11 protein-coding genes are annotated in these 13,977 nt (G+C 69.5%); 8 read left to right on the top strand and 3 right to left on the bottom strand.

Features of this window, described 5'->3' with window-relative positions:
* Nucleotides 1–19: 19 nt before the first annotated feature.
* From gcvP to ACFFN1_RS05205, 4 genes are all read left to right on the top strand, one after another.
* The gene (gene gcvP / locus ACFFN1_RS05220) at nucleotides 20–3,046 is read left to right on the top strand and encodes an aminomethyl-transferring glycine dehydrogenase (RefSeq protein WP_376839265.1); all 3,027 of its coding nucleotides are present in this window, start codon (nucleotides 20–22) and stop codon (nucleotides 3,044–3,046) included.
* Nucleotides 3,043–4,191 (top strand): glycine cleavage system aminomethyltransferase GcvT, encoded by a 1,149-nt coding sequence (gene gcvT, locus ACFFN1_RS05215; protein WP_376839263.1) that lies wholly within the window; start codon nucleotides 3,043–3,045, stop codon nucleotides 4,189–4,191. The genes gcvP and gcvT overlap by 4 nt, the downstream gene beginning before the upstream one ends.
* A gap of 85 nt (nucleotides 4,192–4,276) precedes the next feature.
* Nucleotides 4,277–4,675, top strand: a complete 399-nt coding sequence (gene gcvH / locus ACFFN1_RS05210; protein WP_376839262.1) for a glycine cleavage system protein GcvH — start codon at nucleotides 4,277–4,279, stop codon at nucleotides 4,673–4,675.
* A 177-nt stretch (nucleotides 4,676–4,852) separates the two neighbouring features.
* Nucleotides 4,853–6,313 (top strand): L-serine ammonia-lyase, encoded by a 1,461-nt coding sequence (locus ACFFN1_RS05205; protein ID WP_376839260.1) that lies wholly within the window; start codon nucleotides 4,853–4,855, stop codon nucleotides 6,311–6,313.
* Between the two features lie 3 nt (nucleotides 6,314–6,316).
* Here the strand turns inward: ACFFN1_RS05205 and ACFFN1_RS05200 are convergent, their stop codons facing one another.
* Together ACFFN1_RS05200 and ACFFN1_RS05195 are read right to left on the bottom strand one after the other, a co-directional pair.
* A complete protein-coding gene (locus ACFFN1_RS05200; RefSeq protein WP_376839259.1) occupies nucleotides 6,317–6,919 on the bottom strand; it encodes a DUF3267 domain-containing protein in 603 nt (200 codons plus the stop codon).
* Between the two features lie 40 nt (nucleotides 6,920–6,959).
* Nucleotides 6,960–7,466, bottom strand: coding sequence for a VOC family protein (locus ACFFN1_RS05195; protein ID WP_376839257.1), 507 nt, complete (start codon nucleotides 7,464–7,466; stop codon nucleotides 6,960–6,962).
* Between the two features lie 89 nt (nucleotides 7,467–7,555).
* On the opposite strand from ACFFN1_RS05195, the gene ACFFN1_RS05190 reads away from it, so the two are divergent.
* Entirely contained in the window at nucleotides 7,556–8,341 is a 786-nt protein-coding gene (locus ACFFN1_RS05190) for an AraC family transcriptional regulator (RefSeq protein ID WP_376839255.1), read from the top strand.
* Between the two features lie 25 nt (nucleotides 8,342–8,366).
* On the opposite strand, the gene ACFFN1_RS05185 is transcribed toward ACFFN1_RS05190, so the two are convergent.
* Nucleotides 8,367–9,578, bottom strand: coding sequence for an aminotransferase-like domain-containing protein (locus ACFFN1_RS05185; protein ID WP_376839253.1), 1,212 nt, complete (start codon nucleotides 9,576–9,578; stop codon nucleotides 8,367–8,369).
* Nucleotides 9,579–9,895: 317 nt separating this feature from the next.
* Here ACFFN1_RS05185 and ACFFN1_RS05180 point away from each other — a divergent pair, with 317 nt between their 5' ends.
* From ACFFN1_RS05180 to ACFFN1_RS05170, 3 genes are read left to right on the top strand one after another with little or no spacing between them, the layout of a single operon-like run.
* Nucleotides 9,896–11,368, top strand: coding sequence for an APC family permease (locus ACFFN1_RS05180; protein ID WP_376839251.1), 1,473 nt, complete (start codon nucleotides 9,896–9,898; stop codon nucleotides 11,366–11,368).
* Nucleotides 11,365–13,074, top strand: a complete 1,710-nt coding sequence (locus ACFFN1_RS05175; RefSeq protein WP_376839250.1) for a serine hydrolase domain-containing protein — start codon at nucleotides 11,365–11,367, stop codon at nucleotides 13,072–13,074. Before ACFFN1_RS05180 ends, ACFFN1_RS05175 begins: the two co-directional genes overlap by 4 nt.
* Nucleotides 13,075–13,079: 5 nt before the next feature.
* Nucleotides 13,080–13,868, top strand: coding sequence for an ABC transporter permease (locus ACFFN1_RS05170; RefSeq protein WP_376839248.1), 789 nt, complete (start codon nucleotides 13,080–13,082; stop codon nucleotides 13,866–13,868).
* The last annotated feature ends 109 nt before the right edge of the window (nucleotides 13,869–13,977 follow it).

Below are 13,977 nucleotides of genomic sequence, written 5' to 3'. Positions count from 1 at the left end.
ATCAAGCGTGAGGATAAGCATGACCACTGGTTCCCTTGCCCATACGACTCCCGCCGCCGGAGACGCTCCTCGGCCGTTCTCCGACCGGCACATCGGCCCCCGCGCCGCACAGGTCGAGCAGATGCTCGCCGCCCTCGGCTACGACTCCCTCGATGCGCTCGCGGCAGCCGCGCTGCCGCAGAACATCGCCCAGGATCAGGCGCTCAGTCTCGATCCGGCACTGACCGAAACCCAGGTCCTCGACCGGCTCAAGGAGCTCGCCGGCAAGAACGTCATGCGCACGCAGATGATCGGCCAGGGCTACTACGACACCATCATGCCGGCCGTCATCCGCCGCAACGTCGTCGAGAACCCCGCCTGGTACACCGCCTACACCCCGTACCAGCCCGAGATCTCCCAGGGCCGCCTCGAAGCGCTGCTGAACTTCCAGAACGTCGTCCAGGACCTCACCGGCCTCGACATCGCCAACGCCTCCCTGCTCGATGAGGCCACCGCCGTCGCCGAGGCGGTGCTGCTCATGCGCCGGGCGAACAGGAAGGGCTCGGTCGTCGTCCTCGACTCCGAGACCCACCCGCAGACCATCGCCGTCGTCCGCGCCCGCGCCCGCGCGATGGACTTCGAGGTCCAGGTCGCCGATCTGTCCCAGGGCCTCGTCGGCGAAGACGTGTTCGGCATCGTGTGCTCCCAGCCGGGCACCTCGGGTGTGATCCGCAGCTTCGACGCCGCCGTCGCCGCTGCCAAGGAGCGCAGCGCACTCGTCACCTTCGTCTCCGACCTGCTGGCCCTGACGATGCTGAAGGAACCGGCCGCGCAGGGCGCTGACATCGCCGTCGGCTCCGCCCAGCGCTTCGGTGTGCCGCTGTTCTTCGGCGGCCCGCACGCCGGCTTCATGGCCGTGACCGAGAAGCTCAAGCGGATGCTGCCCGGCCGGCTCGTCGGCGTGTCCGTCGACACCGACGGCAAACCCGCCTACCGGCTGGCCCTGCAGACCCGCGAACAGCACATCCGCCGCCAGAAGGCCACATCCAACATCTGCACCGCCCAGGCGCTGCTCGCCGTGTGCGCCGGCATGTACGCCGTCTACCACGGCCCCGTCGGGCTGGCGAAGATCGCCTCGCGCATCCACCGCCTCGCCTCCGCCTTCGCCGAGGCGGTCGGCACCTCGGGAGCGGCAGCCGCCTCCGGTGCGGTGAGCGTGGCGACCGCAGAGTTCTTCGACACCGTGACCGTGCGCGTGCCCGATGCCGATGCCGCGATCGCGGCTGCCGATGCCGCCGGGGTCAACCTCGGCCGCTTCGACGACACGCATGTCACCGTCTCCTTCGGCGAACCCCACACCCCCGCCGATGCCAATGCCGTGCTCGCCGCCCTCGGCCTCGAAGCGCGACTCGACGCGAACCTGCTCGGCACCTCGGGCGCGGGCACCACCGGGGCAGGCGGAGCCGGTCACGGCAGCTTCGGACCCGCCCAGGTGCCGGCGCCCATGTGGAGCGCCGCCCTGCACCGCGACAGTGACTACCTCACCCACCCGGTGTTCAACACCTACGGGTCCGAGACGCTCATGATGCGCTACCTGCGCACGCTCGCCGACCGCGACCTCGCACTCGACCGCACGATGATCCCGCTGGGCTCGTGCACGATGAAGCTCAACGCCGCCGTCGAGATGGAGGCCATCACCTGGCCGGAGTTCGCCAGCATCCACCCCTTCGCCCCGGAGGAGCAGACCGCCGGCTGGCGGGAGCTCATCGACGAACTCAACCAGATGCTCGTCGAGGTCACCGGCTACGACCAGGTCTCCATCCAGCCCAATGCCGGATCCCAGGGCGAGCTGGCCGGACTGCTTGCGATCCGCGGCTACCACCTGTCCAACGGCCAGCCGGAGCGCCGCGTGTGCCTCATCCCGCAGTCAGCGCACGGCACCAATGCCGCCTCTGCGGTGCTCGCAGGCCTGAGCGTCGTCGTCGTCGGCACCGCTGAGGACGGCTCGATCGACCTCGACGACCTCGATGCGAAGATCGACAAGCACCGCGACTCCCTCGCCGGCATCATGATCACCTACCCGTCGACCCACGGCGTGTACGAATCCGATGTGCGCCTCGTGTGCCAGAAGATCCACGACGCCGGCGGTCAGGTCTACGTCGACGGCGCCAACCTCAACGCGCTGTGCGGTCTCGCGCAGCCCGGTGAGTTCGGCGGCGATGTCTCGCACCTCAACCTGCACAAGACCTTCTGCATCCCGCATGGCGGCGGCGGACCGGGTGTCGGCCCGGTGGCGGTGCGTGAGCACCTCGCCCCGTTCCTGCCCGGCAACCCGCGGGCCGCTGAGCTGGTCGCCGGTGAGCGCGACAGCCTCAACCTGCCGGTCAGCGCCTCGCTGTACGGTTCGGCCGGCGTGCTGCCGATCTCCTGGGCCTACCTCAAGCTGATGGGCCCCGACGGCCTCGTCGAGGCGACGAAGACCGCGCTGCTGAGCGCCAACTACGTCTCCCACGCCCTGGCCGAGGACTTCCCGACCCTCTACGCTGGTGAGGGCGGACTCGTCGCCCATGAGTGCATCCTCGACCTGCGGGAGCTCACCGCCCAGACCGGTGTCACCGCCGAGGACGTCGCCAAGCGGCTCATCGACTACGGCTTCCACGCCCCGACGCTGGCCTTCCCGGTCGCCGGCACCCTCATGGTCGAACCGACCGAGAGCGAGGACCTCGGCGAGATCGAGCGCTTCATCACCGCGATGAAGTCGATCCGCGCAGAGATCGACGCGATCGGCGAGCAGTACACCTATGAGGAGTCGCCGCTGGCGGCCGCACCGCACACCGCGACCTGCGTGATGGACGACTGGGACGCCAAGTACTCGCGCGAGACCGCCGTGTTCCCGGTGCCGGGTCTGAAGCTGACGAAGTACTTCCCGCCGGTGCGCCGCATCGACGGCGCCTACGGCGACCGCAACCTCGTCTGCTCCTGCCCGCCGCCCGAAGCCTTCGAAACCGATACCGACACCGAGGCGGAGCTTGCCGATGCCGCCGATGCGAAAGGTGACAACGCATGACCAAGCACACCCCCCTGCATGACGTCCACGCCCGCCTCGGCGCCTCGTTCACCGATTTCGGTGGCTGGGACATGCCGCTGAAGTACGGCTCCGAGCTCGCCGAGCACCGCGCCGTGCGCGAAGCTGCCGGCATCTTCGACCTCTCCCATATGGGTGAGGTGCGCATCACCGGTGCCGATGCCGGTGCGCTGCTCGACTACGCGCTGGTGGCGAAGTACTCCTCGATGAAGGTCGGCAAGGCCAAGTACGGCGTGCTCGTCGATGCCGCCGGCGGGCTCGTCGACGACCTCATCACCTATCGGCTCGCCGATGATGAGTTCCTCGTCGTGCCGAATGCCTCGAACACCCCGGCCGTCCTCGAGGCGCTGACCGCCCGGGCAGAGGAGTTCCGCACCGAGGTGGTCCCGGATGCCGCCGCCGAGGTGGCAGACGAGTCCGCAGGCACCGCCCTCATCGCCGTGCAGGGACCGCAGTCCCAGGCCGTGCTCGAAGCCGCCGGCGCCGGCACCGCCGAGTCCGGCGGATCGCTCGATGAGCTCGGCTACTACGCCTGGCAGCCGCTCACCCTCGACGGGGTGGAGATCCTGCTCGCCCGCACCGGCTACACCGGGGAGGATGGCTTTGAGCTCTACCTGCCCAATGCCGCGGCTGAGAAGATCTGGGAGCTGCTCTTCGCCGCTGCCGAGAAGGTCGACGGCGAGGTGCTGCCCTGCGGCCTGGCTGCACGCGACTCCCTGCGCCTGGAAGCCGGCATGCCGCTGTACGGCAATGAGCTCAGCCTCGAGCGCACTCCGCTCGATGCGGGGCTGGGCCGGATGGTCGAGCTCAACGTCAAGAACAAGGAGCACCTCTTCGCCCGTGAGGCGCTCGAAGCTCTGCTCACCCAGCAGCCGGCGCGCGTGCTCGCAGGCCTGACCTCTGAGGGCCGCCGTGCCGCCCGCCAGGGCGCGAAGGTCATGCTCGACGGGCAGGAGATCGGCGAGATCACCTCCGGTCAGCCCTCGCCGACCCTCGGCCACCCGATCGCGCTCGGCTACCTCGACCGCGAGCAGGCCGAACCCGGCACCCAGGTCAGCGTCGACATCCGCGGGAAGTCCTACGACTTCACCGTGACCGAGCTGCCCTTCTACCGCCGCGAGAAGTGACAACCGCACCCTGACGACTGCACTCAGGCAACTGAACTCAGGCAATCGCACCCAGGCAACCGCACCCATCTGAAAGGAACCCATCATGGCCGAACTGCCTCCGCTGCCGCAGGACTTCACCTACTCGAAGGAACACGAGTGGGTCAACGCCACGGCTGAGAACATCGCTGGCAAGAACGTGCGCATCGGCATCACCGCCGTTGCCGCCGACGCCCTCGGCGAGGTCGTCTTCGTCGACCTGCCCGAGGTCGGCGACACCGTCACCGCTGGTGAGACCTGCGGTGAGGTCGAGTCGACGAAGTCGGTCTCGGACCTCTACTGCCCGGTGACCGGCACCGTCACCGCCGTCAACGACGCCGTCGACGGCAACCCCGGCCTGCTCAATTCCGACCCCTACGGCGAGGGCTGGCTGTTCGAAGTCGACGCCACCGAGGTCGGCGAGGTCATGGACGCCGCCGGCTACGCCGAGGCCAACAGCCTCTGACCGGGCAGGCGCACAGGCGCCGCCTCTGACCCGGCAGGCGCACAAGCGCCGCCTATCCGCGCCTCCGGTGCCGCCCCGATCGGCGGCGGCACCGGAACGGCCGGGAACCCCACCCCTGGGCACGTGCTACCCGCCCCCGGGCGCTCCGCCCATCCCTGAGCGAAAGTTGGTGTCACCATGGCGATCAGCGTGTTCGACCTGTTCACCGTCGGAATCGGCCCCTCCAGCTCCCACACCGTCGGGCCGATGCGAGCTGCCGCGACCTTCGTCGACCTCATCGGCGAGCGCCTCGACGATGTCGCCTCTCTCGATGTCGATGTCTACGGCTCCCTGGCCGCCACTGGTGCCGGACACGGAACCTTCGACGCGATCCTGCTCGGCCTGGAGGGCTGCCAGCCCGAGGTCGTCGAACCCAATGAGGTCGACGAGCGCACCGCACGCATGCACGAGACCGGCCGGATCCTGCTCGGCGACCGCAAGGAGCTCGACTTCGGCCTCGACGATATGCGCCAGCGTCCCCTGACGGTGCTCGAACGCCACACCAACGGCCTCAAGCTCGCCGCCCGCGACGCCGACGGCGAGATCCTGGCGGAGGAGACCTACTTCTCGATCGGCGGCGGCTTCGTCGTCAGCCAGTCCGAGGAGGAGGCGCTGCTGGCCGAAGCCCGCAGTGAGCACCCCGGTGACGACGACGTCTCCGATGACGAACTCGCCGCGGTGGCTGCCGCCCACGACGAGGGCCCGCAGATCCCGCACCTCTTCAGCACCGGCGCCGACCTGCTGCGCATCAGCAGGGAGACCGGGCTGGAGATCTGGGAGATCATGCTCGAGAACGAGAAGGTTCACCGCTCCGTGGCCGATATCCGCCGCGGACTGCTGCACATCTACGACGTCATGGACCAGTGCGTCATGAACTCCCTCGACCGCTCCGGCAATCTGCCCGGCGGGCTCAAGGTGCGCCGCCGCGCCCACGACTGGTTCCTCAAGCTCAAGGAGAAGGACCCGAGCGGCGATCCGCACTTCTACCAGGAGTGGGTCAACCTCATCGCGCTGGCCGTCAATGAGGAGAACGCCTCCGGCGGGCGCATCGTCACCGCCCCCACCAACGGCGCTGCCGGGATCGTTCCGGCGGTGCTCTACTACGCGCTCAACTACGTTCCCGAGGTGGCCGACGCCCCGGCTTCGTCGAACGCCCGGGAGAACGCGATCGTGAAGTTCCTGCTCACCGCCGGTGCGATCGGGGTGCTGTACAAGGAGAACGCCTCGATCTCCGGCGCCGAGGTGGGCTGCCAGGGCGAGGTCGGCTCGGCCTCCTCGATGGCTGCCGGTGCGCTGGCCCAGGTGATGGGCGGGACGACCGAGCAGGTAGAGAACGCTGCTGAGATCGCCATGGAACACAACCTCGGGCTCACCTGCGACCCGATCGCCGGTCTCGTCCAGGTGCCGTGCATCGAACGCAATGCGATCGCCGCCGGCAAGGCGATCAATGCGGCGAAGATGGCGCTGTTCGGCGACGGTGAGCACCGGGTGAGCCTCGATGAGGTCATCGCGACGATGAAGGCCACCGGCGAGGACATGAGCCACAAGTACAAGGAGACGGCACTCGGCGGCCTGGCCGTCAACGTCGTCGAATGCTGAAGCTCAGCCCGACGCCGAGGCAAAGCTGACGAACTTTAGGCCCGCCGGGAGCTCCTCGATGAGGGTTCCCGGTGGTTGCCGCAGTGCGGTGAACACCAGCGCGGCATCGCCGGCGCAGCCGGCCAGATACACCGCCGCCGGCAGCACCAGCCAGCCGCCGAACGGCACGACGGCCACGATGAGCGCACACCCGCCGCCGAGGAGCACGAGCGGTGCCAGCGCGATGATGACGTACTGGCTCTTGGTGAAACGCCGCCCGGGTGCGATGCAGTAGGCAACCGGAATCTTCCCGCCGATCCGCGTGAACCCGAACGTCGGCCGTGCACCGAAGATCCGCATCACCACGGCATGCACCGCCTCATGGACGACGAGCAGGATGGCGGTCAGCACCACGGTCACCGCGATGCCGATGAGCAGCTGTACGATGTCGAAGCTCCAGCCGCCGGCGGACTGGCCGCGCGCCCAGAGGAAGAAGTGCAGCGTCAGGCCGGCCGGCACCGCGAGCACCCCGATGATGTTGATGACGGCCGCGGCTGTGCGGCCGGGGATCCATTCCCGGGCAGGTCGGCCCGGTGCCTTGCAGTCGTCTGAGCCCAGAGCTCTCATCCCATGATGATAAGGCCCAGAAGGTGAACCGGTCGGAGGCTCAGCCCTCGCCCATCGACTGCGCCCACTCGGCGACGCGGGCGGCCGACTCCTCATCGGAGAGGTCCTCGACGCGGGTGAGGATCGCCCAGCGGCGGCCGAACGGATCGGCGATCGAACCGTACCGGTCCCCGGAGACGAAATCGGCGACCGGCTCGCGCACCGTCGCACCAGCCGCCTCGGCGGCGGCAACGATCGCATCGGCGTCGGGGCAGTAGAGGCACAGCGACGAACTCACCGCGTCCCCGGCCTCGGGGAGCACGAGCCCGTAGTCCGGGTTCGCATCGGCCAGCTGCAGGCGGCCCTGCCCGAAGTCGAGCTCGGCGTGCAGGACGCTGCCGTCGGGGGAATCCATGCGGCTGATGAGCCGGGCTGAGAAGACTCGGGTGTAGAAGTCGATGGCCGACGCCGCGTCGGTGACGACGATGAATGGGGTCAGTGAGGTGTACCCGTGCGGGATGCCGTTGGTCGTGTGTGCGCCGGTGGCCGGCGAAGCTGGTGCAGTCATGCCCCCATCGTGGCGCCGACCGGCGCGCGCGGTCTTGAAGATTCGCGACAGACCTCGCCACAGGCTGCAGGCAGGTGTTGAATGAGCGTATGAACGCGGGCATCGATGAGCGCGGGCACCTGACGCCGCAGGCGCTGGCGATGCTGCGCTGCCCCGTTCCCGAGGCGGTGGCCGACCGGGCGCGGTGGGCGTGGGTGCCCAGATGGTCCCTTCCGGATGGGCAGCCGCTGATCCAGCAGGTCATCGAGTTCCCCGGCGGCAACCTCGTCGTCGAACCGCACGAGACCCGCTTCCACCCGCCCGAACCGGCGATGTCGACTCGTGAGCTCGCCGGAAACGGCTGGGCTGTCGGGTTGCTGCTCCAGCCGGCGTGCGGGGCAGCGCTGCGCCGGGCCCGGGATCGTGGACAAGAGCTGGCGGTCGTGAGTGAGCAGATCCGAGCGTGCATGTCCGCCGACGCCGACGACAGCACCGCAGGCGCGGCGGCCGGTCTGCTCATCGACTGGGCCGAGCGTCACCTGCCGCGTCCGGATGCCGACGGTCGTCTGCTCAACGCGGTCGTCGACCATGTCGAGTCTGATCCCGAGATCCTCACCAGCAGACAGCTCGCCGCAGCAGTCGGGATCGGGCAGCGCCGGCTGCAGCGCCTCGTCGCCCAAGCGCTCGGCTATTCGCCGATGTGGCTCATCCGGCGCAGGCGCCTGCAGGATGCCGCCGCGCGCATCCGCGCCGGAGAGCCATCAGCCGATCTGGCAGCAGCCCTCGGCTATGCCGACCAAGCGCATTTCCAGCGTGACTTCAAGACCGTCACCGGGCAGACGCCGGGAGCTTACCGCCGCCTCGGGAGCGGTAACCACCGCCTCGGCGGCGGCTGACCAGGCCCGAGGCGGAGGCGAGAGGCTAAGCCGACTCGGCCAGCGGGCGGGCGTTCTGCAGCACGGCGGCGAGGCGGCGCACGCCCTCGCGCGTCGTCTCGACATCATTGGAGACGAACGAGAAGCGCAGGGTGCGCGGATCCGGGTCGGCGACGTAGAACGGCGGGCCGGGCACGTAGAGGACGCCGGCCTGCGCGGCCTCGAAGACGAGCTCCTGCGTGTCGTAGCCCTCCGGCAGACGCGCCCACACGAACATACCGCCGGCCGGCTGATTCATCACCGAACCCTCCGGCAACACGGCTGAGAGCTCCTCGACGAGGGTGAGCATCCGCGACTTGTACTCCGCACGCACCGGAGTGAGGGTGGCCTCCATGTCGTGCGTGTTGAGGTAGTGCGCGGCGGCAAGCTGGTCGATCGTCGAGGTCTGCAGGGCGGTGGCCTGCTTCGTCACGCCGATGCGTTCGCGCAGCTCGGCGTCCGGGCAGCGGATCCAGCCGATGCGCACGCCGGGGGAGAGGACCTTCGAGAGGCTGCCGAGCAGCAGCGAGCGGTCATCCAGGCGCGGATCGGCGCTGATCGGGGTCTGGATGTCGTCGGTGAAGCGCAGCTCGGAGTACGGGTCGTCCTCGATGAGCCACACATCGGAGCCGGCCAGCACATCGGCGATCTGCTGGCGGCGCGAGGCCGGCATCGAGATGCCGGTGGGGTTCTGGAAGGTCGGGATGAGGTAGACGGCCTTGGGGTTCCACAGCTCGATCGCAGCGGCCAGCGCCTCGGGCACGATCCCGGCCTCGTCGCGGTCGAGGGCCTTGAACTCCACGCCCTGCACGGCGAAGGCCTGCAGTGCGGACATGTACGTAGGGCTCTCGACGAGGACGACATCACCGGGGTTGAACACGGCGTGGGCGATGAGGCCCAGGCCCTGCTGCGAGCCGGAGGTGATGATCATGTCGTGGGCGGCGGTGGGCACATTGGCCTCGTGCAGGCGCACGGCGGCGGCCTCGCGCATCTCCGGTTCGCCGTCTGTCGAACCGTACTGCATGGCCCGCGGGCCAGCGGTGGCGAAGACATGGGCGTAGGCGGCCGAGAGCCCTGCGACGTCGAAGAGCTCAGGGGCCGGATGACCGCCGGCGAAGCTGATGATGGAAGGGTCGGCAGCGATCTCGAACAGCCGACGGATGGGGGACTCACCCACCGCCATGACGTGGTGGTTGAGCGTGTGGCGCAGTGGTGTCATGGGGCCATCGTAGGGCCGGGACCCGGCTTGAGACGAGACCTCTCGGCGGGATTTTCTGCGGCTGTCGGCCGGTGCCAAAAACGAGGCGGCGAAACTGTGGCCGAGCGCCTGGAAGTCGCGGTGTCGGTGGGGTGAGTGCGGGGCTCGCCGGGCGCCGGACGGCGCCCGCGGCGGGACCCGCGGCGGGGCTCGCGCGCCCACCAGCTCGGATGCTGACACAGCAGCGGGGGCGGTGTCTGTGGTGTGTGGCACGATAGTTCGGCAGGCATCCCCGACACCGGCGGACGCGGATCAGAACGAAAAGCGATGAGGACTCGATGGCAGAGCTGAAGAAATCCCTCGGCATGTTGCAGCTGCTCGCATTCGGCGTAGCAGGTGTGGTCGGCACCAGCTGGATCTACACGAACTCGACACTATTCAGCGAGTACGGCGCCGGCGGTGTCGTCTTCGGCCTGGCGGCCGGTGTGCTGCTGGCCGCCTGTGTGGCGCTGGCCTACTCGGAACTGACGACGACGTTCCCACGCGCCGGCGGCGAAGTCGTCTACTCCTACACCTCGATGGGCCGCGGGGCGGCGTTCTTCACCGGCTGGATGCTGCTGGGCGCCTATGTCTCCTCGCTCGCCTTCTACGTCACCGCCTTCGGGTTCCTGCTCGGCAACTTCTTCCCCGTCTTCAACACCATCCCGCTCTACACCATCAACGGCGAGACCGTGTACCTGCCGGTGCTGCTCATCGGCATCGCGCTCACCGCGCTGTTCTTCGCCCTCAACTGGTTCGGCATCGAGATCGGCGCCCAGGTGCAGCTGGCGATGTTCGCCGCGATCGTCATCATCGGCGCCTCCCTGGCCGTCGTCGGCTTCTCCACCGGCTCACCGCAGAACTTCTTCCCCGCTTACGCCCCGGACTCCGTGCCGATCGCCGACACCCTGCGCTTCATCATCCCCGGCATGACCTTCCTCGCCGGCTTCGGCCTCGTCGCGGTGCTTGCCGAGGACGCCAAGATCTCCGCCCGCAAAGTCGGCCGCGCCGTCGTGCTCACGGTGCTGGCCGCCGGCGGCTTCTACTGCCTCGTGCTCGCCGCCACCGCCTGGGTGCTGCCCTGGGAGGACGTCGCCGCGATGGATCTGGGCACCGTCTCGGCGTTCCGCGAAGCCGGCTTCCCGCTGCTCGGCGCCGGAGCCTACCTCATCGCCTTCCTCGGCCTGCTCACGAGCTTCCTCGGCCTCTTCGTCGCCAGCTCCCGCATCATGGTCGCGATGGGGCGCGCACACCTGCTGCCCCCGCAGCTGGCCGACATCCACCCCCGCCGCGGCACCCCGCACAAGGCGCTCATCGCCACCGCCGCCATCACGCTCGGCCTCGGCTGGCTCGGCCCCGGCGCAGTCGTGTGGTTCCTCGACACCGGCGGCGTCTACCTCGGCATCGTGTGGTTCATGGTGGTGCTCGCCAAATACCTCACCCCGCGCCGCTACCCCGAACTCGAACGCCCCTACCGCACCCGCCTCGGATTCCTTCCAGCACTCGGCGGCGTCGGCGCACTGCTCGTCATCATCTGGGCGATCGTGCCCGGCACCAGCTCCTCGCTCGTGTGGCCGGCCGAGTACATCATCCTCGGCGTCTGGTTCGCCATCGGCGCAGTCCTCTACTTCGTCGCCCGCGCCAAGCAGATCGACCGCACCACCGGACTCAAGGCGATCCTCGGCGACTCCTACGCCCACCTGCACCGCCACGAGGTCGCCGCCCAACAGCGCCGCGGCCAGGCCGGCGGAGAACCGAAAGGAGACGCATGACCTCCACTGATGCCGCGCTCACTGCCGCCGCCGAGGTGGTGGTCGCCGAAGCCGCCGCAGCTGCCGTTCCCGAGGTGTCCTACGGCATCCTCTCCGGCGGCCGCCTGGCCGCCGGGCAGGGAACCGACCGGATCTACCGCATCGCCTCGATGACGAAGTCCTTCACCGCAGCCACGGTGCTCGGGCTGTGCCGCGGGCTGGTGCCGACCCTCGGCCGCCGGCCCAGCCTGGACGACCGACTGGCCGACTGGCTGCCGGAGCTCAGCGCAGGGGAGTGGGCTGCAGAGCTCACCGTCCGCGATGCGCTGACGATGTCGACCGGCCTGCCCAAGGACGACCCGTGGGCGGACCGCCTCGAATCTCTGCCGAGCTCACAGATGCGGCAGCTCATGAAGGCGCCAGCGCTGAGGAACTTCCCGGCCGGCGGCGGTTTCGAGTACGCCAACTACGGATATGCGATGCTCGGCGCCTTCGTCGAGGCGGTCACCGGCCGTGGCTTCGCCGAGGTGGTGCACGGCACCCTGCTCGCACCGCTCGGCCTGGACTCGACCGGCTTCGACGTCCGTCGGCTGCCCGCCGACCGGCTCGTCACCGGCTACCGGCGCACGACGGAGGGTGAGCTTGAAGCCCAGCCGCTCAGCCTGCCCGGTGCGTTCTCTGCGATCGGCGGTCTGGCCTCGACCATCGACGATGTCGCCGTGTGGGTGTCAGCGCTCATCGAATCCGCCACCTCGGCGGAGCCGGGCGAGGCCTGCCGCGCGCTGGCCGGCAACGCGCTGGCCGACAGCGAGGACGATGCCCGCGCCTGGCGGCGGGTCCTCGCCGACCTGCAGCAGGCCCAGCGGCACGTCAGCATCCAGCACGCCCCCGATCATGCGGTGTCGCTCGGTTACGGCTATGGACTGCGCTGCTACTTCGACACCCGCTACGGTCACACGGTCGGGCACTCCGGCGGCTATCCGGGCTTCGGCCTGCACATGCGCTGGCATGCCGCCACCGGCACCGGTGTCATCGTGCTCGCCAACCTCACCGACTTCCCCGCCGAGGCGGTCGCCACCCGCGCGCTCAACACCGACCTGGCGCAGCTGCGTGCCGCGGACCCAAGCGCGAGCCGGTGGCCGCAACCCGAGCCGATCAGCCCGACCCCGGCGCAGAAAGCCGCCGGCACCTCGGGAACGGACGCGGCCGGCACCTCGGGCGCGGAGGCAACCACCACCTCGGGAACGGACGCGGCCACCAGCTCGGGCGCGGAGGCAACCACCGCCTCGGGAACGGCGCCCGCCGGCGGGCGCCCAGTCGCCTACGCGGTCGACGCGCTCGCCGCCTTCGCGCCCTCCGACCTCGCCCGCACCCGCCAGCGGCAGGCCGAAGCGATGATCGCCAGCGGCGACGACGCCGAAGCCGCCGAGATCTTCTCGGCGAACATGGACCTCGACATCCCGCGCGCCGAGCGACTGGCGGCCTGGGCCCGCATCCGCGAACACCTCGGCACCCCAGCCCCGGACGGCGCGGCCGCCGAGGTCGCATGGCTCACCGCGCTTTCCGCCCGGTGGGAGGTGTGGACGGCAGATGAGTCCGCGCCTCGGCGGGGTCGGCGCGTGGAGATGATGCTGAACCCGGCCGGCGAGATCCAGAAGCTCTCCGTCACCGCGCTCCCGGATGGGCGCGCTGGTGGGCCGGGCGCCGCAGTGAAACCGGAGGGCTGAGCACGGTGATCGAGCAGCTGTGGCCGACGATCACCGCCGTCGCCGTGCTGCTCGCCGTCGCCGTCACTGTGCTGACGCTGGCCGGTGTCCGCCACCGGTGGGCCGCGGCGGTCGCCGTCTTCCGCGGTGCGCTGCAGCTGGCCGCCATCAGCTTCATCCTCGCCGGCGTCATCACCGACCCGCGCTGGGTCGCACTCGCGCTCGCCGTCATGTTCACCGTCGCCGCTGTCACGGCGACGAGGCGGATCGGCTGGACGCTGCAGCGCTTTGGGCTCGTCGCCGCAGCGATGGCTGCAGGAGTCAGCATCACCCTGACAGCCGCGTTCCTCACCGGTGCGCTCGAACTCTCTGCCCGCTATGCGCTGGCGATCGGCGGGATCATCATCGGCAACGCGATGACGACCGTGACCCTCGCCGGCCGCCGCACCGCGCAGGACACAGACGACCGGTTCCCCGAGATCGAAGGTTTGCTGGCGCTCGGCGCGACTCCGCGGCAGGCGACCCTCGACATCGCCCGGGACGCACTCCGCGAAGCGCTCATCCCCGCAACCGACCAGACCAAGACGACCGGAATCGTGACCCTGCCCGGCGCGTTCGTCGGTGCGATCTTCGGCGGTGTCAGCCCGCTGGAAGCCGGCCGCTTCCAGATCGTCGTCCTCGCCGGCATCATGGCCGCCGGCGCAGTCGCTGCCGCCATCATCACCTTCGCGCTCGCCCCCACCCTTATGCTGCCGGCCGACACCGTGCGTCAGATGGCCAACCGCAACCACGCCCAGCCGGCGACCCGCAGCTGACCGCTGACCTGGGGTTCTCAGGTTTCTGTCGGTTTCCATCCGGCGTTCACTCAGAGTTCGTTCGTGCCGATCAGGCTCGAGACGGTGCTTTTCGAGCACCCACCAGCGA

Origin of the sequence: Brevibacterium otitidis (genome assembly GCF_042429315.1) — a bacterium.
Taxonomy (GTDB): Bacteria; Actinomycetota; Actinomycetes; order Actinomycetales; family Brevibacteriaceae; genus Brevibacterium; species Brevibacterium otitidis.
The sequence above is the reverse complement of the archived record's forward strand: the minus strand, read 5'-3'. Positions and strand labels throughout refer to the sequence as shown.

Excerpts from the sequence above, each read along its gene's own strand:
- gcvP (WP_376839265.1), top strand. The coding sequence starts at position 20 with ATGACCACTGGTTCCCTTGCCCATACGACTCCCGCCGCCGGAGACGCT.
- gcvT (WP_376839263.1), top strand. The coding sequence starts at position 3,043 with ATGACCAAGCACACCCCCCTGCATGACGTCCACGCCCGCCTCGGCGCC.
- gcvH (WP_376839262.1), top strand. The coding sequence starts at position 4,277 with ATGGCCGAACTGCCTCCGCTGCCGCAGGACTTCACCTACTCGAAGGAA.
- ACFFN1_RS05205 (WP_376839260.1), top strand. The coding sequence starts at position 4,853 with ATGGCGATCAGCGTGTTCGACCTGTTCACCGTCGGAATCGGCCCCTCC.
- ACFFN1_RS05200 (WP_376839259.1), bottom strand. The coding sequence starts at position 6,919 with ATGAGAGCTCTGGGCTCAGACGACTGCAAGGCACCGGGCCGACCTGCC.
- ACFFN1_RS05195 (WP_376839257.1), bottom strand. The coding sequence starts at position 7,466 with ATGACTGCACCAGCTTCGCCGGCCACCGGCGCACACACGACCAACGGC.
- ACFFN1_RS05190 (WP_376839255.1), top strand. The coding sequence starts at position 7,556 with ATGAACGCGGGCATCGATGAGCGCGGGCACCTGACGCCGCAGGCGCTG.
- ACFFN1_RS05185 (WP_376839253.1), bottom strand. The coding sequence starts at position 9,578 with ATGACACCACTGCGCCACACGCTCAACCACCACGTCATGGCGGTGGGT.
- ACFFN1_RS05180 (WP_376839251.1), top strand. The coding sequence starts at position 9,896 with ATGGCAGAGCTGAAGAAATCCCTCGGCATGTTGCAGCTGCTCGCATTC.
- ACFFN1_RS05175 (WP_376839250.1), top strand. The coding sequence starts at position 11,365 with ATGACCTCCACTGATGCCGCGCTCACTGCCGCCGCCGAGGTGGTGGTC.